The following is an 18300-nucleotide window of genomic DNA, read 5'->3' as shown; positions in this document are numbered from 1 at the left end:
CCTAGGTCGCTGACGGCATCTGAAGTTGTTTTCCGCCGCCCATCAGGGGTAGTCCCGGGCGGAGTCGACAACTAACTTACTCGCGAGTAAGAATACGCTATACGAGTCATCCACTACATGGGAGAGCCACAGTGTCGACGAGCAATGAGCCCACAAACAACGGGCCGACAGAAACCAGTGGGGCTGCGACCACATCGCGCAAGACCCGCAGCGTGCGGCCGGTCGCGATCGTCGGTGGCAACCGGATTCCGTTCGCGCGCCAGGATGGTGCGTACGCCCGCGCGAGCAATCAGGACATGTTCACCGCCACCCTCGACGGCCTGATCAGCCGGTTCAGCCTGCAGGGTGAACGCCTCGGCATGGTCGCCGGCGGCGCGGTGCTCAAGCACTCGCGCGACTTCAACCTGATCCGGGAATCGGTGCTGGGTTCGGCGCTGTCGCCGTACACGCCTGCCTTCGATCTGCAGCAGGCCTGCGGCACCGGCCTGCAGGCGATCTCCGCGGTCGCCGACGGCATCGCCACCGGCAAGTTCGAGGCCGGTATCGGCGGCGGCGTCGACACCACGTCGGACGCGCCCATCGGGGTTTCCGAGGACATGCGCCAGGTGATGTTGCAGGTGAACCGGGCGCGCAGCCTGGCTGACCGGCTCAAGGCCGTCGCCAAGCTCCCGACCTCGCTGGGCATCGAGATCCCCCGCAACGGCGAACCACGCACCGGGATGTCGATGGGCGACCACGCGGCCATCACCGCCAAGGAATTCGGCATCAAGCGCGAGGACCAGGACGAGCTCGCCGCGGCCAGCCACCAGAAGATGGCGGCAGCGTACGACCGCGGGTTCTTCGACGATCTGATCACCCCGTTCCAGGGTCTGACCCGCGACCAGAACCTGCGTCCGGGCAGCAAGGTCGAGAAGCTGGCGACCCTGAAGCCGGTCTTCGGCGTCTCGCTCGGCGACGCGACCATGACCGCGGGCAACTCGACCCCGCTGACCGACGGTGCGTCGGCGGTGCTGCTGTCCACCGACGAGTGGGCTGCGGAGAAGAAGCTGCCGGTGCTCGCGCATCTGGTGGACGTCGAGACCGCTGCAGTCGACTACGTCAACGGGCCGGACGGCCTGCTGATGGCCCCGACCTACGCCATCCCGCGGCTGCTCGAGCGCAACGGCCTGACCCTGCAGGACTTCGACTTCTACGAGATCCATGAGGCCTTCGCGTCGGTGGTGCTCTGCACGCTCGCGGCGTTCGAATCCGAGGATTACTGCAAAGAACGCCTCGGCCTCGACAAGGCCCTCGGCTCGATCGATCGCGCCAAGCTCAACGTCAACGGCTCGTCGTTGGCTGCGGGACACCCGTTCGCCGCGACCGGTGGCCGGATCGTCGCCCAGGCGGCGAAGCAGATCAAGGAAAACGGCGGCGGCCGCGCGCTGATCTCCATCTGCGCTGCCGGTGGGCAAGGCGTCACCGCGATCATCGAGGGCTGACCCTCCCGACGTTCTGGTCGAGCTCCGCTACGCTTCGTCTCCGAAGATGGGGCCTTCTGGCGAACAAAACCCCTGGTGGGGTCCGCCAAAAGGCCCCATTTCCGGGAGGCGGGAAAAAAGTTTTGGCGAGTGTGTAACGCCCTGGCAGAACTCTGCGATGAACCAAGTAACTCCGGCTGAGCTGCACGACCCCCGACCCTGTAGCTCAGTCGGAGTTACCTATTTCTGCAGGTAACTCCGCGGCTTCCCGGTGCTCACGTCGTCGCCGTACTTCTCGGTGAACTCGGTCTCGAGCGACTCCAGCGTCCTGCCCTTGGTCTCGGGCAGATACAGCTTCACGAACGTGAGTGCGCAGCAGCCCAGGACGAAGAAGATGAAGAACGTCGTGGAGATGCTGAACCAGTCGACGAGCTGCAAGAAGAAGAAGCCGACTGCGAAGTTCACCATCCAGAGCACGAAGCCGGTGACGCCGAAAGCGAAGCCCCGCACCTGCAGCGGGAAGATCTCAGAGAGCATCAGCCAGGTGACAGGCGACGTCGCTCCCTGCTGAAACGCCAGGAACGTCACCGTCAGGGTCAGTACGACGAACGCGCGGCCGGTACCCGCCGGCAACACCAGCGAGAAGATCCCGATCAGCAGCAGAGCCGTGGCAGTACCGGCGACGCCGACCATCAACATGGGCCGACGACCCACCTTGCCCAGCAACCAGATCCCGACGAACGTGGCCGCCACGGAGATGACGCCGTTCGCGATGTTGGCCGTGAGGGCGGCGTCCTTGTCGAAGCCGGAGTCCTCCAGGATCTGCGTCCCGTAGTACATGATCGAGTTCACGCCGCTGATCTGCTGGACGACCGCGATGCCGCAGCCGATCACCAGCACCCGCCGGATCCAGGGGACGTCGCGCAGGACGGTCCACTGCATCGCGACCGTCGCCTTCTCTTCCTCGGCCATGCGCGTGATCTCGTCCGCTTCGGTGCGGGCCTGCTGCTCTTCGCGGACCTGGTACAGGACGCGCAGCATGTCCGCGGTCCGACCCTGCCGGCCGAGCCAGCGCGGACTCTCGGGCATCATCAGCATCCCGAACCACAGCACCAACGCCGGCAACGTGGCGATGACCAGCATGTAGCGCCAGACGTGGTTGTCCTCGGTGAGGTTCGCGAGAATCGCGTTGAACGTGAAGGCGAGAAGCTGTCCACTGACGATCATCAGCTCGTTCTGGGTGACCATCCGTCCGCGTTTCTCGGCCGGTGACATCTCGGCGAGATACGTGGGTACGGTGACCGACGCGCCGCCGACCGCGAGTCCGAGCACGAACCGGAAGGCGACCATCACCTCCATCGAGGGGGCGAAGACGCAGCCCAGGGTCGCGAAGAAGAAGATGACCGCCAAGCCGATGATGTTGCGACGACGTCCATATCGGTCGGCGAGACGACCGCCCGCGATTGCGCCGACCGCGGCCCCGAAGATGAGCGAACTCGCTACCAGGGACTCTGTGAACGACGTCAGATTCAGCTGGTCCTTCTCGGCCATATAGGGCAGGGCGCCGTTGATGACGCCCGTGTCGTAGCCGAACAGCAGGCCGCCGAAGGTCGAGATGATGGTGGCAAGACGCAGGAATTTCGCAGGTGAACGGGTGGCGCCGCGCCGGCTCATACGCCTGCCTTCCGGTGTGATCTGGCTCGCTCTCGGCCAGCTGTGAAGTTAGCACTGGTCGGACCATGGAGAGGGCTGGAGCCGCAACTGCGTCACCGCGGCGCTCAATGGTTAGGGTAGCCTTCGTTGCATGGGATTTTCGTTTGGGCGCGTGGTCGAGAAGACAGAGCTGAACCCCCGGCTGATCCGAATCATCTTCGCGATCGACGATCTCGACCAGCTGCAGGTGCCGGATGTGGCCGACGCGGCCGTCGGGATCTACTTTCCCGAGCCCGGTGAGCGCAAGGCGCCGGCGATGGAGAACCGCGACGGTGTCTGGAGCTACTACGACATCAATCCGATGCCAGAAGGGCGCAACTACTCAGTGCGCCACCTGGACCGTCGGACGGCGACGATGACCATCGACTTCGTCGTCCACGACCATGGCACCGCGACCCTGTGGGCTCAGCGCACAGGGATCGGGGAGGAGGTCGCGATGTCGCACGCCCGGTCCTGGTATCGACCGGAGCCCACCACCGAATGGCAGCTGCTGGTGGCCGATCTCGCCGGACTGCCCGCGCTCGCCCGCATACTCGAGGAGCTTCCCGCGAATCCGCGGGTGACGGCCATCGTCGAGGTGTGCGACGACGAGGATCTCGCGTACCTACCGAAGCGTGCCGACGTCGAGGTGATCGCAAAAGTGGGCAGCGGCAACGGATTCGGCGAGAGCAAGCTCGGTGACGCCGTCGAAGAGTTCGTGCACACGGACGGCCGCGGCTACTGCTGGTTCGCCGCCGAGGCCAAGGCGTCGCGGACGGCGCGCAAGCACCTGCGCAAGCAGTACGGCTGGAAGGCCGATCAGTGCGACATCATCGGCTACTGGCGCTTCGACGGTGAGGCCTGGGCCCGCAAGTTCGAAGAGGTTGGTGCCGAGCTGTTCTCGGTGTACTCGACGGCGATTGCCGAAGGCAAGAGCGAGAAGATCGCCAGCGAGGAGTTCGACGACGCCCTCGAGAGAGCAGGCCTGTAACCACGCAGCGCCGGGCTTGCGTTCGAGCGCACTCGAAGCAATAGCTTCACTCCCATGACAAAGAACTGGCTCATCACCGGAGCGTCGTCCGGGTTCGGACGTGCACTCACCGAGGCTTCACTGGCCGCTGGCGACACCGTGGTCGCCGCGATGCGCAGGCCCGAGCGTTTGGACGACCTCGTCGCGCAGTACCCGGATTAGCTGCTGCCACGTACTTTCGACGTCCGCGACACCGCGGCCGCGGCGGGGCTCGTCGACCAGGCCGTTGCCCGCTTCGGTCGGGTCGACGTGCTGGTCAACAACGGGGGCGTGGGTCAGATCGGCGCCGCGGAAGAGGTCGATGATGCCCGGTTGCGGGACATGATCGAGCAACATCTGCTCGGTCCTGCTGCGCTGACCAGAGCTGTACTGCCGGGCATGCGCACGACTGGAGCCGGCACCATCGTGCAGATCAGCAGTCAGGGTGGGCGGGTCTCGTTCCCCGGCGCCGGTTCCTATTCGGCAGGCAAGTTCGCACTCGAAGGCTGGTCGCAGGCGTTGGCCGGGGAGGTGGCGCCGTTCGGTATCCGGGTCCTCATTGTCGAGCCGAGTCGTTTCCGTACCGGGTTCAACGCCGCCGACGTCCTCGAGTTCGCACCGTCGTCGTCGACGTACGGCGACATGCTCGGCGCCATCCGGGCGGACATGCTCGCTGTGGACGGCAAGCAGGAGGGTGATCCTGCTCGCGCTGCCGAGATCATCCGCACGCTGGTCGACGCGGAGACCGCTCCGCTGCGCATCGCCCTGGGCCGCGAGGCCGTCCGCCGGATCGGTGATTCGTACCGCAGCGGGCTGGCCGAATTGGAGGCGTACGCCGAGGTCTCGGCGGGTGCCGACTTCCCGGGTGTGCCGGAATCGGTACGGCCGGTCTGATCGGGCGGCCAGGACTACCGTGATCAGATGGCAATCGACGATCTGATGAGCCGGGCGCTCGCCGCCCTCGGCGACGTCGATGATCCGAAGACCATCGAGGTGGTACACGACCTCATCGACGCGAGCGAGGTGACCGAACCGCTTCCGATCGCCGACGTCGCAGACATGCTCGGGATCACCGCGCACACGCTCCGTTACTACGAACGTGCCGAATTGATCACCGTGGACCGAGATGCCAACGGGCACCGGCGATATGACGCAGCGGCCGTGCGCCGGCTCGTCTTTCTGACCCGGATGCGGCTCTCGGGTATGCCGATGCGCGACCTGCAGCATTACGTGGAACTGGTCGATCGCGGGGACGACACGGTGCCCGAACGTCTCGACATCTTGATGGAACATCGCGACACCATCCGCAGGCAGATCCGGGAGCTCCAGTTCTCGCTCGTGGCGACCGAGTACAAGATCGCCACGTACGGCGGCGCGACCGGCCCGTGATCGCGCTCCGCGTCGACGAAACCGGCATATCGGCACACCCCTGCAAGTAAGGACGCCCTTAGCGTTCTAGGGTGTTGGCACGTGCAGGGACAACGGCCGGAGGATCTAGTGGACACCGACGCGAAGCTGCGTCAGGCGGATTCCGATGCGTACCGGTCCGGTACCCGATGGCCGGTCTGGTTCGTTCCACCCGCAGACCCGGTCCGTGGCCACGAGATACAGGTCGACGCCGACACCACCCCGCGGCAGCTGGCCGTGCGGACGGTGTTCGGGGCCAACAGATACACAGTGCCCGCGATGGCCCTGATGGTCGGACATTTCGTCGGCGAGGCCCTGGTCCCGGTCATCATGGGCGTCGCCATCGATCGCGCAGTTGCGACAGGTGACGTCGGCTCGCTGGTGATCTGGGTGATCGCGCTCGCCGCGAACTTCGTACTGCTGTCCCATACGTGGCGCTTCGGGGAGCGATTGGCGGTCTACGGACAGACCATGGTCGAACACCACTTCCGCATGCGGGTGACCGATCGCATCTTGAACCCGATGGGGATGGCGGGTCCGGCGCGGCTCCCCGGCGTGTCGCTGAACATCGCCACCTCGGATGTCAACCGGCTCTCGTACGCGGTCTTCCTGTCGGTGTTCCCGGTCGGTGAAATGGCCGCGGTCCTGGTAGCCGGTGGCGTGTTGCTCTTCATCTCGTGGCCGCTCGGCCTCGCCATCCTGCTCGGAGCCCCGACGTTGCTCTGGATCCTCGATCTCAGCGGAGGACCGCTGCGGGCGCGTACCGAGCACGAGCAGGAAGCGGCAGGTGAGGCTGCAGGCACGGCAGCCGATCTGGTTGCCGGGTTCCGCATCGTGAAGGGTCTCGGCGCTGAATCCGAGGCCGGGCGTCGCTACCGGGTGGCGAGCCGCCACGCCCGCGACGGCGCCATCCGAGCGGGTCGGTCTCAGGGCGCATATGTCGGTGTCATGCAGATGGTCTCGGCGCTCTTCGTCGTCGGAGTCGGCGTCGCCGCCGGACTCATGGCCCTCGACGGTCAGATGAGCCTGGGCGCGTTGATCACCGTGGTCGGGCTGACGCAGTTCATCATGGGACCACTGAACAATCTGGGCACCAACTTCGGTGCCGTGTGGAACACCGCGGTGCCCTGCGCCAAGCGGGTGCTCTCGGTGCTGCAGGCCGAGCCGTCGGCGCAGACCGGTGACGTGCGAGATGCCCAGGGGGCACTTGCTTTCGAGAAGTTCAGCCTCGGACCGGTTCGCGACCTGGATCTGGAACTGCCGATCCAGGGTTTGGTCGCCGTCATCTGCCCGGCCGAGACCACCGAAGCGCTGACGTCGGTCCTGGCCCGCAAGATGGTGCCGGAGTCCGGGAGCGTGACCGTCGGTGGGGTCGGCCTGTTCGATCTGGACAGCGAGATCTCACAGCAGCTCGTCCGCAGCGTTCCCCACTCCCCGGATCTGTTCGACGGCACGGTGCTGGAGAACATCGGGGCGGGAGCGGGCGACCAGCCCGACCGCGACTCGCGAATCACCCGGGCGATCTTCGCTGCGGCCTGCGATGATGTCGCGGACGTACTCCCGCTCGGATTGGACACCCCGGTCGGGGAGGCCGGACGCATGTTGTCCGGTGGCCAGCGTCAACGTGTCAGCCTCGCGCGAGCGCTTGCAGCGGATTCGGGAATCCTGGTCTTGAACGATCCGACCACGGCAGTGGATTCGGTGACCGAGGCGACAGTGGCACAGCGGCTGGCTCGGGCGCGAGCCGGACACGTCACCGTGGTGTTCAGCAATTCACCTGCCCTGCTGGAGGTTTCCGATCAGGTGATCATTTTCGATGGCGGGGCACTGAGCTATCAGGGAGATGTGGCCGGCGCAGAGACGTTGCGTGCCGGTGCGAACGGGGGACAGCGATGAGCACCGCGACGCCGCAGGTGGCGCCGACATCCGGCAAACTCGCGATCGCCGACTTCGGGACGACGATGGGTTACCTCGGCCGGGAGATGCGCAGGCACGTCTGGCAGTTGGTACTCCTCGCGGTGATAATGACTGTCGCTGCCGCTCTCGGCCTGGTCACGCCGCGGTCACTGGGCACCATCATAGATATCGCGAACGACAACGGCGAGGCCTCCGAGATCTGGCGGTTGTCCGCGATCATGGCGGCCTCCGCAGTCGGCGCGGCGCTGTTCGCCGGACTCGGGGTCATGCTGTCGGCGAAGATCTTCGAATCGATGCTCGCCAACCTACGCGAGGCGATGATAGAAGCGTCATTGCGGTTGCAGCTGAACAGGATCGAGGCGGCGGGTAGCGGCGACCTGGTGTCTCGCGCGACCGCCGACGTCAGTACCGTGAGCGAGGCCATCGGTTCCGCCATCCCTACACTCCTGACCGCAGCGTTCACCGTGAGCGTCACCTTCCTGGGGCTGGCTTCGCTGGACTGGCGCTTCCTGGTGGTGCTGGTGGTCGTCCTTCCGGTGTACATCAACGGGATTCGCATGTACCTCGAGCGGGCACCGGGACTCTATGCCGCGGTGCGCGCCTCTACCGCCGATCGTGCGCACAACGTGCTCGGCGCCATTCGCGGCCTCGAGTCGGTGCACGCTTTCCGTCTGTCGGACTCCCTGAATCGGCGCATCGACCGGCACTCGTGGGAGGTCGTCCGGTGGGAGATGCGCGCCAGCGTCTTGCAGAGTCGACTCGGCGCACGTGTCAATCTCGGCGAATTCGTCGGGATGACAACCATTCTGATCGTCGGATTCATCCTCGTCGACGCCGACTCCCTCACCATCGGTGCGGTCACCGCGGCCATGCTCTTCTTCCTACTGCTGTTCGATCCGATCGGTCAGTTGCTGTTCGTGGTCGACGACCTGCAGTCCGGTGCCGTCGCACTCGGCCGGATCGTCGGGGTGATCGAAGAGTCCGCTGCCGTCGACGCACCGACGGCAGATGGCTCTCGGGTGCCTTCGGCGCCGCTGCTCGAGCTCGAAGGCATCACGCACGGATACTCGGCAGATCACACTGTGCTGCACGATATATCGCTGACCGTGGCCGATGGAGAACACGTCGCGGTGGTGGGCTCCTCGGGCGCAGGCAAGACGACCCTCGCGGCGATCGTCGCCGGCATCCATCGGCCGACCGGCGGGCGCGCGCTGCTCGAAGGCGTCGACATCTCCACCGTCGATCCCACCGAGCTGTCCCGCTCGATCGCGCTGGTCACCCAGGAAGTGCACGTGTTCGCCGGCACCCTCGGCGACGACCTACGCATGGCCGCCCCCGATGCGTCCGAGGAAGCGTTGTGGTCCGCATTGGAGGTCGTCGGCGCCGCCGCATGGGTGCGGGGACTCACCGATGGTGTGAAAACCGTTGTCGGGCAGGAGGGACATCAGCTCACGCCGATGCAGTCACAGCAGCTCGCGCTGGCGCGGCTGGTCTTGCTCGGTCCGAAGATCGCCATCCTCGACGAGGCCACCGCCGATGCCGGCAGCGTCGGCGCCGGGGTACTCGAAGAGTCGGCTCAGGCCGCCTTGCGAGGTCGTTCCGCGCTGATCATCGCTCACCGGCTCAGCCAGGCCGCACGTGCCGACCGAATCGTCTTCATGGAGCGCGGCCGCATTGTCGAGGTGGGCACGCACACCGAGCTCGTCTCGCTGGGGGGTCGTTACGGAGATCTGTGGAAGGCGTGGTCCCGCGGCCGCGCCGGTATCTGACAGCCCGAGGCAGACATCAGAAAGCCGGAAGGCCGGACCTGGGCGGGTATGCCCTGGTCCGGCCTTCCGTTTGATGAGCTCTTACTCGAGCTCGAGTGTTCCTACTGTCCTTCGGAGTTCAACTTCGACTGTTCGAGCGTCGCCACGATTTCCGTAAGCAACCAGCTCAGACTTGCAGGCCCGGCCGAGAGCCCTGCGTCGATGAGTGTGCGGTCGCTGAAGATGAACGTTCCGTTCGCCACGGAGGGCAGCCGGCTGTAGCGCGGATCTGCCTCCAGGGCAGCACGTTCGGGGTCGGTGGCACTGAGGATGGCCACATCGCCGGCGAACTGATCCAGGTTCTCCGCCGACAGCGTCGCTGCGGGAGTACCGAAGGCAGGCTGGTTCGCGGCCGGAACCAGACCGAGATCCTCGACCCAGCTGTAGGTGGGTGGCATACGAACGCCGCCCTCGTTGTACCAACCGGTGTTGATGGTCTTGCCCCTGCAGACCAGGCAAGGTCTCCTTCGCGGCCGCATACTTTGCGTCGAGGTCGGTGAGGGCGTTTTGTGCCTGGTCGGATTTGCCCAGCAGCTCGCCCAGGTCGGTAAAGTCGGCTTTCCAGTCACGATCAGGCGACGTCACCTTGACGTAGGTCGGAGCCAGCTTGCTCAGCTCTTCGTACTGCGGCTGCTCGATGTAGAACGACGAGCCGATGATGAGGTCGGGATTCTGCTCCGCCACAGCCTCGAGCGAGACCTTGTATTCGCTGGTGATCAGCGAAGGGTCGTACTCACCCGCCGAGTAGAGGTCGGCGATCCACGGCGAGCCCGCGTTCAGGGCTTCCTCGTCCGCCTCGCCCGCGGCCGCGAACGCAACCGGCTTCTCGCCAAGAGCATTGAGCAGGTCCACGTTCTCGACGCCGATCACGACAATTCGTGAGGGCTTCTTGTCCAGGGTGAAGTCTCCGTACGCGGCTGGAACGGTGACCGGGTAGCCGGCAGACGACGATTCGCCGACGTCGGCCGACTCGTTGTCGTTGCCGCCGCTGCAGGCGGTCAGGAACAAGACGGAGCTGAGGAGGGCGGCGACGAGCATCGTCAGTCGTCTCGGTGTTGCGTGGACCGTCACAGTGGTCGGCCTTTCGTCGAAGTGTTCTGAGCAGCGATTTCACTACGGAATAGCCTATATGGCTTATGTGCGGCCACGGGGCCCTGGGGCGACCACAGGCTCGCAGTGAGCGTTGTAAGAGGTAGCTGCGGGGGCTAAGCACTTCCCTAAATGCCAATATATGTCTAGGCTATTATAAATCGACTGGCTGGCTGGGGCGCCGCCTCGGATCATCCACGGAAAGTGAGACTAGGAGTGCAGTGGTGAGCCAGCAGAATGCGCAGGCGACGTTGTCGAAAGAGCAGGTGGTCGCTGACATCGCCGCAGCGCTCGGGATACCTCCGGAGGAACTGGCCGAGGACACGGATCTCATCGATGCCGGGCTGGATTCCATCCGGTTGATGTCGCTGGTCGAGAAGTGGCGCAGCGCCGGAGCGGCTGATGTCGACTTTCCGGTCCTGGCGTCCGAGCCGGTCGTCGGCCACTGGGTGGAGGTGCTCGTGAACGAGCCGAATACCGAAGTCGGAAAGGCGATGTCATGAAACTGTGTATGGCGACCGTGTCGCTTGGCGGCGGGCTCGACGAAAAGATCGACGCCGTTGCGGCCGCAGGGTTCGACGGAATCGAGCTACTCGACACAGACCTGCGAGAATCTTCGATGTCGCCGGCCGACTGCGCCCGGCGGTGCGGAGATCTGGGCTTGACCATCGATCTCTATCAACCCTTTCGCCGCGCAGAAGGCGTGTCGTACAAAGAGTTCGACGATGTGCTCAAGCGCTTTCGCTCAGAACTCGAGGTGATGCGACAACTCGGTGCCGACTCGATTCTGGTGGTGTCCAACACCGATGACGACGCCGAGGGCAGTCGCGATCTTTCCACCACTCAGGTGGCAGCTCTCAGTGACGCCGCCGCGGAGCAGGGCATGACGGTCATGTTCGAGGCGCTCGCCTGGGGGACCCACATCAGCTCGGTTGTCGACCTCTGGGATGTGGTGCGAGAGGCGGATCATCCGAATCTGTCGTTGGTCGTCGACACGTTCCATCTGCTCGCCGGCGGTGAGGGTGTCGACACGCTGGACGCGCTGCCGCACGGGGCTGTGGGGTTCTTCCAGCTGGCCGATGCGCCGTGGTTGTCGATGGATCTCAAGCAATGGAGCCGAAATCATCGATGCTTCCCGGGGGAAGGTGAGATGGACTTGCTGCCGTCCACGGCGTCGGTGTTCGCATCAGGTTACGACGGACCCCTGTCGCTCGAGATCTTCAACCCTGGCTACCGGGAGCGATCGCCTCACGAGGTGGCACGAGTCGGCGCCCAATCCCTCGAGGGACTGGTCGCGGCCCTGAGGAGCCTGCGGCCGACAGCGAACGACGCTGCAGCCGAGTTTGTTTCACCGGACACAGTCGGAATCCACTCATGACCGCCCTCGAACCTCTCCTGCTCGACGGTGTCGTGCCCTACCCGGAGGAGTTCGCCGTCAGGTACCGGGGTGAGGTTCACTGGACCGATCAGACCCTGGCAGAGATGCTGTTCGAAGTCGTCGAACGCGTCCCGGACAAGACTGCAATCATCGCCGGCGACGTCCGGATCACTTACGGAGAGTTGGGGGAGCGCGTACTTCGGTTCGCGGCCGGCTTCACCGATCTGGGTATCAGTCGCGGTGATCGCGTCGTGCTGCACCTGCCGAACGTCTCCGACTATGTGCCGATCCTGTTTGCGCTGTTCGAGATCGGCGCTGTCCCGGTCTTGGCACTCGCCGCGCTGCGTCGGCACGAGATCGAGTATTTCGTGGAGTTCACCGAGGCGCGGGCTTACGTCACCATCGAGACGCACGCGGGCAACGACTTCGCCGCGCTGGCCCGCGAACTCGAGGAGTCGTCACCGAACCTGGAACACACCGTCGTACTTGCGACGGACGGTACCAGCGCGGACGTCGAGCAATTGTTGTCGCATGGCGCCCTCGGTCATGCTCGCCGGTCACTGCCGTCTGACGTCGCCTTTCTCCAATTATCCGGCGGCACAACTGGTCAACCGAAGGTGATCCCGCACACCCATGAGGACTATCTGGCCTCGGTAAGGGCAAGTGTCAAAATCGGCGCGATCACCGGGGACACCGTCCAGCTGGTCGTATTGCCTCTGTGCCACAGCTTTGCGATGAGATCCCCGGGCTTCCTCGGTGTGCTCAGTCAGGGCGGCACCATCGTGCCGACCTTGAACGGGAGCCCGGACGTTGCGTTCCCGCTCATCGCCCAGCATGGCGTCACGGACGTCTCGGTGGTGCCGCCGCTGGCACTCGTGTGGCTGAACTCGTCGCTGAAAGAGCGTTACGACCTGACGAGTCTGCAGGTACTGCGCGTTGGCGGCGCAAAGTTCAGTGCGCAGGCAGCGGGCCGGGTACGTGCCGAGTTGGGAGCGACCGTGCAGCAGAGCTTCGGGATGGCGGAGGGCCTGACCACCTTCACCGGCCTCGACGAAGACGACGACACGATCACATCCAGGCAGGGAAGGCCCACTCTGTCAGCCGACGAGGTGGTGGTGGTCGACGACGAGGGCACTGTCGTGCCCACCGGAACTGCCGGACATCTCTGGACCAGAGGGCCGTCCACGATTCGTGGGTACTACCGGGCGCCGGAGCACAACGCGCAGAATTTCACCGCAGACGGGTTCTACAAGACCGGCGACATCGTGCTCGAGGACGAGCGCGGATATCTGACGGTGGTCGGCCGGTCGAAGGATCAGATCAACCGTGGCGGCGAAAAGATTGCCCCTGAGGAAGTCGAGAATCTACTGCTGGCGTTCGACGCCGTCCATGACGTGTCGGTGGTGGGAGTTCCAGACGAGATGCTCGGCGAGCGCACGAAAGCCTTTGTGGTGTCACGTGCGGGCGGCGACACGTCGCTGTTGACCCTCGGAACCATCCGAAAGTTTCTGCGGGACAAACGGCTTGCCGCTTACAAACTGCCTGATGTGGTCGAACTTGTCGACGAGTTCGAACGGACGGCCGTGGGCAAGGTCAGCAAGCTGAACCAGCGCGCGAAGTGAGGTCGATCGTTCGCGAGGGTACGTGGCGAATCAGGAGATTAAATAGCTTATACTTGCACAATCCACAGAATGGATAGGTCTGAAATGGTCATTCGAGTCGGCTCATTCGAGAGCCTGGCGGGAGGAGTCGATTCGTGAAGAGCGACAGCAATACTCCGGTCGACGTGGTGGGGGTGGGCTTCGGTCCATCGAATCTCGCGTTGGCGATCGCGATCGAGGAACACAACGAACGAACGGATCCCTCCGAGCGGATCACGGCGAGCTTCGTGGAGAAGCAGGAGCGGTTCGGCTGGCACCGGGGCATGCTGCTCCCAGGCACCACCATGCAGATATCTTTCCTGAAAGACCTTGCCACACAGCGAGATGTCTGTAGTCAGTATTCCTTCCTGAAGTACTTGTCCGAGCGTGGCAAATTGATCGACTTCATCAATCAGCAGAGCTTCTTTCCCACTCGCCTGGAGTTTCACGACTACCTGGAGTGGGCCGCGGGGAAGGTCTCGTCGCCGGTCACCTACGGCGCAGAGGTCAGTTCGGTGGGGTGGACGGGGGAGCTGTTCGAGGTTCGGGTGGCAGGCTCGGTCCCGGTATCCGGACGTAACGTGGTGCTGGCCGGAGGATTGCGATCCAAGGTTCCTGAGGGTGTGCAACTGAGTCGCAGACTCTTCCACAATCATCGACTCCTGGAACACCTTCGTGAGCTGCCTCCGCTCCGTCATCAGAAGCTCGTGGTGGTCGGTGCCGGCCAGAGCGCGGCGGAAGTCGCCGCGTACCTGCACGAGTCGTATCCCGGTGCAGAGATCCATGCGGTCTTCGGCAAATACGGTTACACGCCGGCAGACGACAGCCCGTACGCGAACCGGATCTTCGATCCCGAAGCCGTGGTCGACTTTCACCAGTCATCGAATGAGCTTCGCGCTCAGCTGCTCAGCTATCACCGCGGCACCAACTACTCCGCGGTCGACCCGCCGCTGATCGAGGAACTCTACCGACGTGAGTACGGCGAACGGGTCTCGGGGCGAAGGCGACTGTTTGTTCGTGGGGCCTCGGAGATCAGCTCGATCTCCGAGTCGGAATCCGGTGTGAACGTGCAGGTCCTGCACCGCCCGTCGCAAGACGTCGACGAGCTCGAGTGCGATGCCGTCGTGTACGCAACTGGATTCGAACCGGCCGGGATCCAGGATCTGCTGGGGCCGCTCGCGGGCGCTTGCGATGTCGACGATCAGGGTCGCCCCCTGGTCGATCGCGACTACCGCGTCACCACGAGCGGGCAGATCTCGGGCGGGATATACCTCCAGGGTGCCACCGAGCACACGCACGGACTGACATCGACGTTGTTGTCGAATCTCGCCGTGCGATCCGGAGAGCTCGTCGATTCGCTTGTGGCCGCCAAACGGGCGGCGCAGTCCGGTACCCGCGTCGACACCACTGCGGCGCCCCCCGCTGAAGGAGAAAAGAACCTTGTCTACCAATCCCTTTGACAACGAAGACGGAACGTTTTACGTCCTGATCAACGGCGAGGAGCAGTACTCCCTGTGGCCGACGTTCGCCCAGGTGCCAGACGGCTGGCGGGTGGTGCATGGTCGTGACGGCGGTACCGGGCGGCAAGAATGTGTTGATTACGTCGAGGAACACTGGACCGACATGCGGCCCAAGAGTCTGCGCGACGCCATGGAACGCGATGCTGCAGACTCGGCGTCTCGCCAGAGCGTAACCAACTGACTCAACCCCAACTCAACTCAAACCTCGAGGGAACTAACATGCTTCGCACCATGGTCAATGGCAAGGTCCACCGCGCCACCGTCACCCAGGCCGACCTGCACTACGTCGGTTCGATCACCATCGACGAGACGTTGATGAAGGCGGCGGATCTGGTGGAGGGCGAACAGGTCCAGGTCGTCGACGTCACGAATGGCGCGCGACTGGAGACCTACGTGATCACAGGCGCACCTGATTCGGGCGTCGTCTGTATCAATGGTGCTGCGGCACATCTGGTCAACCCAGGCGACCTCGTGATCATCATGTCGTTCCTGCAACTCGAGCAGGCCGAGGTGATCGTCCATGAGCCCAAAGTCGTCCACGTCGACGGCGACAACCGGATCGTCGCCCTAGGTAACGATCCCGCGCAACCCGTACCCGGCGCTGCCGACCAGATAGCGTCCCGCTAGCGGCGTTCACCACTGTCACGACGGACCCGTCGGTTCGGTGGTCGCTGACCGGTGAAACCTGGCCGGGCAGGTCAGCCGGTGCCAACGAACAGGATTGAAAGAGTTCAACATGATATTTGTCGGTTCGGGTTCGTTGCTCTGGCGCGCGGTCGAGTACGCGCGATCAAGGCACGCAGAGGTGAGTCTGGTCGTACATCCTGAACGCGAGGACCCGCCTGCCTGGGCAGGCGAGCTCCGATGTGTCGGGGCGACCGATGTCAACGACCTGGCGGACGTCTTCGAGGAGGCGTCGACGGCCGATCAGGTCGTGTGGTCGACAGGAAACCCCTTCATTTTTCGGAAGCCGATCCTCGACCTCGAACTGACGATCCTCAATGTTCACGGCGGACCGCTACCGTTCTATCGGGGACTGCCGATGGCAGGCGCCGTGCATGCGATCCTGAACGGTGAAACCAGTTTTGGCGTCACAATTCACCGGGTCGACAAGGGTATCGACACGGGGGCAATCGTCGAGCAATCGACCTTCGACCTCCCCGACGACATCACACTCGAAGAGTTGACGCTGACCGTCAGCCAGCAGTGTCACGACATCTTCGTGTCGGCGTTCGACGCTGCGAAGACCACCGGCGGACTCCGGCCGGCCGCGGACGCGGGCGGGAGCGACCCTACGGCCGGGTCCTATTTCGGGATGCGAGAGTTGGCGACGATCGGGACCTTGCGCGACCACGAGAACTTCGCGCGAGCGACGTTCCTCGGGGTGCTCACGGACCACTACCGGTTCTATGCGATTCTCTTCGACTTCGCGCGTGGCGGAAAAGACGACCTCACGTCGGTCATCGCGGACCTCCGCTACTGGCTGGGCGTGGGGCAGACCACGACCGCGGGTGCGCCGATACCCGGCGGTCGCTCCGACAGGAGTTCGGGCCCACGAAGTGTCGAGCGCGTCGAACGGATCGCGGCGGGCCGTGCGTCCGTCCTCGTCCGAGACGCGGCTCAGCGCATCGAACTGCCGGTGACCGCTGTGCTGATCGGTGCGGTGGCGGCTGGGGTGTCCGAGATCACCGGAGACCGCGCGCTCACCCTGGCTCTTCCGGTCCGCGAAGAGGCCGGTTGGGTTCCGCTGCGAATTGAGCTGCCCGGAAACCACTTCGGCGAAGAAGTCGTGGTCGAGGTGCAGCGGGCCATCGGCGAGGCCACCCGGCATGCATCGATCCCGTTCACCGAGATCGTCGATGCCCTCGACGGGACGGACGGTGTCAGCAGCAGGCCGCAACTGACCGTGTCCTGTGTGAGCAGGCACGACCTTGGGTCGACGAACCGCCATGAACCGCCGCAGTCGTACCGCTTCGATGCTGTGGAACAGAGGGCATCGGACATCGAACTGGCGCTGCGACTCGACGACGATCAGATCGGGATCACCTGCGTGTTCGCCGCAGACGTTGTTGAACGCCACACCGTGGACCGGCTCCTGGAACAAATCGAGACGGCCCTGTCGGCGCTGGCCGAGGTCGGTGGAGGCGGGTCCGCAACGATTGTCGACATCGACGCCGCGGTCGCCGCGGGTATCGCAGCGGAGGTGCCGGGTGGTACCGGCCTCGACCTGCTGGAACGCTTCGACGCAGAAGCGGGTGTGCACTCGGCGCGGGTGTGGTAGTGGGTCCGTGACGTCGAGGGGGTATCGGATCTGCCGACCCCGGTCATGGTCGATGCTTTTGTGCGGTGCGTGCGGGCATTCGGCTATCACGGCGGGAATCCGACGGCCGCCGACCTCCGCGCGCAGATCCACCTCGAGGATCGCGATGTGTTCGACGCACCGGTGTCGCCGAGGTCGATGCACCTGCTGTGTGGGTCGGCGACCGACGATGTCTCGTTCTCGGTGGTCGCCGCGGGCGACATCGACGCCACAGCGGTCGATGTGTTCGCCGAAACCCTGGCGACAGTGGCAACGGCACTGGCAGCGGGCGATCGCCCGCATCTACATGTCCCCGATTGTGATTCATTGCTGCGGCAGCGCAGCGATCGGTCAGGGTCCGCTGAAATCCTCGACTCCGCGTACTGGATGGATTTCGCGGACAACCACTCCGACCGCGAGTTCGCTGGGATAGATGCGGACGCGCAGGCCGTGATCGGCGCGAGTGAGGTGTTCAGTTCGCTTGCGGTGGAGGAAATCACGGCATCGGTACTCGGGTGGCTCGGAGCGCACATCGGTGCTGTGGTCACTGGCGGTGTGGTGATCGACGTCGAACAATCGGCTCGCGGTTCGGCGGATCTCGTACTGCCGGGGCGAATCACCACGCGCTACCCGGTCGTGTTGGAGGATCTCGGTTCAGAGGCGATCGGAGCGGGGCCAGGCGTCTATGCGACGCTTCGTGACGCGGGCATCGTCCCGGCGGACCGATCGACGGCGATGGACTACGCACTGCTGTACTGGGACAACGACCAGCCTCTCGGCATCTTCGACGACGTTCCTGACGCTGCAGTGTTGGTGCGGGTGGCCGAAGGCGAGGCCGCCGTTCGGGTGCCGGACGCCGACTGCGAGCACTGGGGTCGTTACGCAGTGGTCGTCACGGTGGTTCGCGGACCGGCGACGGCCGATGGCAACTCTCGTCGGCTCCAGGTGGTGCTCCAATCCCGCAGCGGCATCGACTTCGATGTCGATGCCCTGTGCCGGTCATTGGAATTCTCGACAAGTGACGCCGATGTGACATCTGACGCTGCCGAGCCATCGCCGCAGCGGTCACCGGGGTGGTGAC

Annotated in this window: 15 protein-coding genes and 1 pseudogene; 14 read left to right on the top strand and 2 right to left on the bottom strand. The window is 64.5% G+C overall.

Annotated elements, in window-relative coordinates:
* The first annotated feature begins 131 nt into the window (after positions 1 to 131).
* A complete protein-coding gene (locus BFL43_RS09740) occupies positions 132 to 1481 on the top strand; it encodes an acetyl-CoA C-acetyltransferase (RefSeq protein WP_084892354.1) in 1350 nt (449 codons plus the stop codon).
* A gap of 219 nt (positions 1482 to 1700) precedes the next feature.
* Here the strand turns inward: BFL43_RS09740 and BFL43_RS09735 are convergent, their stop codons facing one another.
* Positions 1701 to 3134 carry a sugar porter family MFS transporter gene (locus tag BFL43_RS09735; RefSeq protein ID WP_084892353.1) on the bottom strand — a complete coding sequence of 478 codons (1434 nt, stop codon included), beginning with the start codon at positions 3132 to 3134 and terminating at the stop codon, positions 1701 to 1703.
* Between the two features lie 130 nt (positions 3135 to 3264).
* On the opposite strand from BFL43_RS09735, the gene BFL43_RS09730 reads away from it, so the two are divergent.
* From BFL43_RS09730 to BFL43_RS09710, 5 genes and pseudogenes are all read left to right on the top strand, one after another.
* A complete protein-coding gene (locus BFL43_RS09730; protein WP_084892352.1) occupies positions 3265 to 4143 on the top strand; it encodes a siderophore-interacting protein in 879 nt (292 codons plus the stop codon).
* Positions 4144 to 4197: 54 nt separating this feature from the next.
* Positions 4198 to 5055, top strand: a pseudogene (locus BFL43_RS09725) (SDR family NAD(P)-dependent oxidoreductase).
* 27 nt (positions 5056 to 5082) lie between these two features.
* Complete coding sequence (locus BFL43_RS09720) at positions 5083 to 5550, top strand: MerR family transcriptional regulator (protein ID WP_084892351.1); 468 nt, start codon at positions 5083 to 5085, stop codon at positions 5548 to 5550.
* Between the two features lie 81 nt (positions 5551 to 5631).
* Positions 5632 to 7464, top strand: a complete 1833-nt coding sequence (locus BFL43_RS09715) for an ABC transporter ATP-binding protein (protein WP_240498174.1) — start codon at positions 5632 to 5634, stop codon at positions 7462 to 7464.
* Positions 7461 to 9254, top strand: a complete 1794-nt coding sequence (locus tag BFL43_RS09710; RefSeq protein WP_084892350.1) for an ABC transporter ATP-binding protein — start codon at positions 7461 to 7463, stop codon at positions 9252 to 9254. The genes BFL43_RS09715 and BFL43_RS09710 overlap by 4 nt, the downstream gene beginning before the upstream one ends.
* An 81-nt stretch (positions 9255 to 9335) precedes the next feature.
* Here the strand turns inward: BFL43_RS09710 and BFL43_RS09705 are convergent, their stop codons facing one another.
* Positions 9336 to 10364 (bottom strand): ABC transporter substrate-binding protein, encoded by a 1029-nt coding sequence (locus BFL43_RS09705; protein ID WP_084892349.1) that lies wholly within the window; start codon positions 10362 to 10364, stop codon positions 9336 to 9338.
* A 242-nt stretch (positions 10365 to 10606) separates the two neighbouring features.
* Here BFL43_RS09705 and BFL43_RS09700 point away from each other — a divergent pair, with 242 nt between their 5' ends.
* The 8 genes from BFL43_RS09700 (at position 10607) to BFL43_RS09665 (ending at position 18299) form a co-directional block, all read left to right on the top strand.
* Positions 10607 to 10885 carry a phosphopantetheine-binding protein gene (locus BFL43_RS09700; protein WP_240498173.1) on the top strand — a complete coding sequence of 93 codons (279 nt, stop codon included), beginning with the start codon at positions 10607 to 10609 and terminating at the stop codon, positions 10883 to 10885.
* Positions 10882 to 11760 carry a sugar phosphate isomerase/epimerase gene (locus BFL43_RS09695; RefSeq protein WP_084892348.1) on the top strand — a complete coding sequence of 293 codons (879 nt, stop codon included), beginning with the start codon at positions 10882 to 10884 and terminating at the stop codon, positions 11758 to 11760. The genes BFL43_RS09700 and BFL43_RS09695 overlap by 4 nt, the downstream gene beginning before the upstream one ends.
* Positions 11757 to 13382, top strand: a complete 1626-nt coding sequence (locus BFL43_RS09690; RefSeq protein WP_084892347.1) for an AMP-binding protein — start codon at positions 11757 to 11759, stop codon at positions 13380 to 13382. The genes BFL43_RS09695 and BFL43_RS09690 overlap by 4 nt, the downstream gene beginning before the upstream one ends.
* A gap of 134 nt (positions 13383 to 13516) precedes the next feature.
* Positions 13517 to 14860 carry a SidA/IucD/PvdA family monooxygenase gene (locus BFL43_RS09685; RefSeq protein WP_084892346.1) on the top strand — a complete coding sequence of 448 codons (1344 nt, stop codon included), beginning with the start codon at positions 13517 to 13519 and terminating at the stop codon, positions 14858 to 14860.
* The gene (locus BFL43_RS09680; RefSeq protein ID WP_084892345.1) at positions 14841 to 15101 is read left to right on the top strand and encodes an MbtH family protein; all 261 of its coding nucleotides are present in this window, start codon (positions 14841 to 14843) and stop codon (positions 15099 to 15101) included. Before BFL43_RS09685 ends, BFL43_RS09680 begins: the two co-directional genes overlap by 20 nt.
* Positions 15102 to 15139: 38 nt before the next feature.
* The gene (panD, locus tag BFL43_RS09675) at positions 15140 to 15547 is read left to right on the top strand and encodes an aspartate 1-decarboxylase (RefSeq protein WP_084892344.1); all 408 of its coding nucleotides are present in this window, start codon (positions 15140 to 15142) and stop codon (positions 15545 to 15547) included.
* Between the two features lie 109 nt (positions 15548 to 15656).
* A complete protein-coding gene (locus BFL43_RS09670) occupies positions 15657 to 17201 on the top strand; it encodes a formyltransferase family protein (RefSeq protein ID WP_084892343.1) in 1545 nt (514 codons plus the stop codon).
* A 45-nt stretch (positions 17202 to 17246) separates the two neighbouring features.
* Entirely contained in the window at positions 17247 to 18299 is a 1053-nt protein-coding gene (locus BFL43_RS09665; RefSeq protein ID WP_084892342.1) for a hypothetical protein, read from the top strand.
* The last annotated feature ends 1 nt before the right edge of the window (position 18300 follow it).

Origin of the sequence: Williamsia sp. 1135 (assembly GCF_002095395.1) — a bacterium.
GTDB lineage: Bacteria > Actinomycetota > Actinomycetes > Mycobacteriales > Mycobacteriaceae > Williamsia.
This window is presented reverse-complemented; position numbering and strand designations above follow the sequence as displayed.

Excerpts from the sequence above, each read along its gene's own strand:
- BFL43_RS09735 (WP_084892353.1), bottom strand. The coding sequence starts at position 3,134 with ATGAGCCGGCGCGGCGCCACCCGTTCACCTGCGAAATTCCTGCGTCTT.
- BFL43_RS09730 (WP_084892352.1), top strand. The coding sequence starts at position 3,265 with ATGGGATTTTCGTTTGGGCGCGTGGTCGAGAAGACAGAGCTGAACCCC.
- BFL43_RS09720 (WP_084892351.1), top strand. The coding sequence starts at position 5,083 with ATGGCAATCGACGATCTGATGAGCCGGGCGCTCGCCGCCCTCGGCGAC.
- BFL43_RS09710 (WP_084892350.1), top strand. The coding sequence starts at position 7,461 with ATGAGCACCGCGACGCCGCAGGTGGCGCCGACATCCGGCAAACTCGCG.
- BFL43_RS09695 (WP_084892348.1), top strand. The coding sequence starts at position 10,882 with ATGAAACTGTGTATGGCGACCGTGTCGCTTGGCGGCGGGCTCGACGAA.
- BFL43_RS09690 (WP_084892347.1), top strand. The coding sequence starts at position 11,757 with ATGACCGCCCTCGAACCTCTCCTGCTCGACGGTGTCGTGCCCTACCCG.
- panD (WP_084892344.1), top strand. The coding sequence starts at position 15,140 with ATGCTTCGCACCATGGTCAATGGCAAGGTCCACCGCGCCACCGTCACC.
- BFL43_RS09670 (WP_084892343.1), top strand. The coding sequence starts at position 15,657 with ATGATATTTGTCGGTTCGGGTTCGTTGCTCTGGCGCGCGGTCGAGTAC.
- BFL43_RS09665 (WP_084892342.1), top strand. The coding sequence starts at position 17,247 with ATGGTCGATGCTTTTGTGCGGTGCGTGCGGGCATTCGGCTATCACGGC.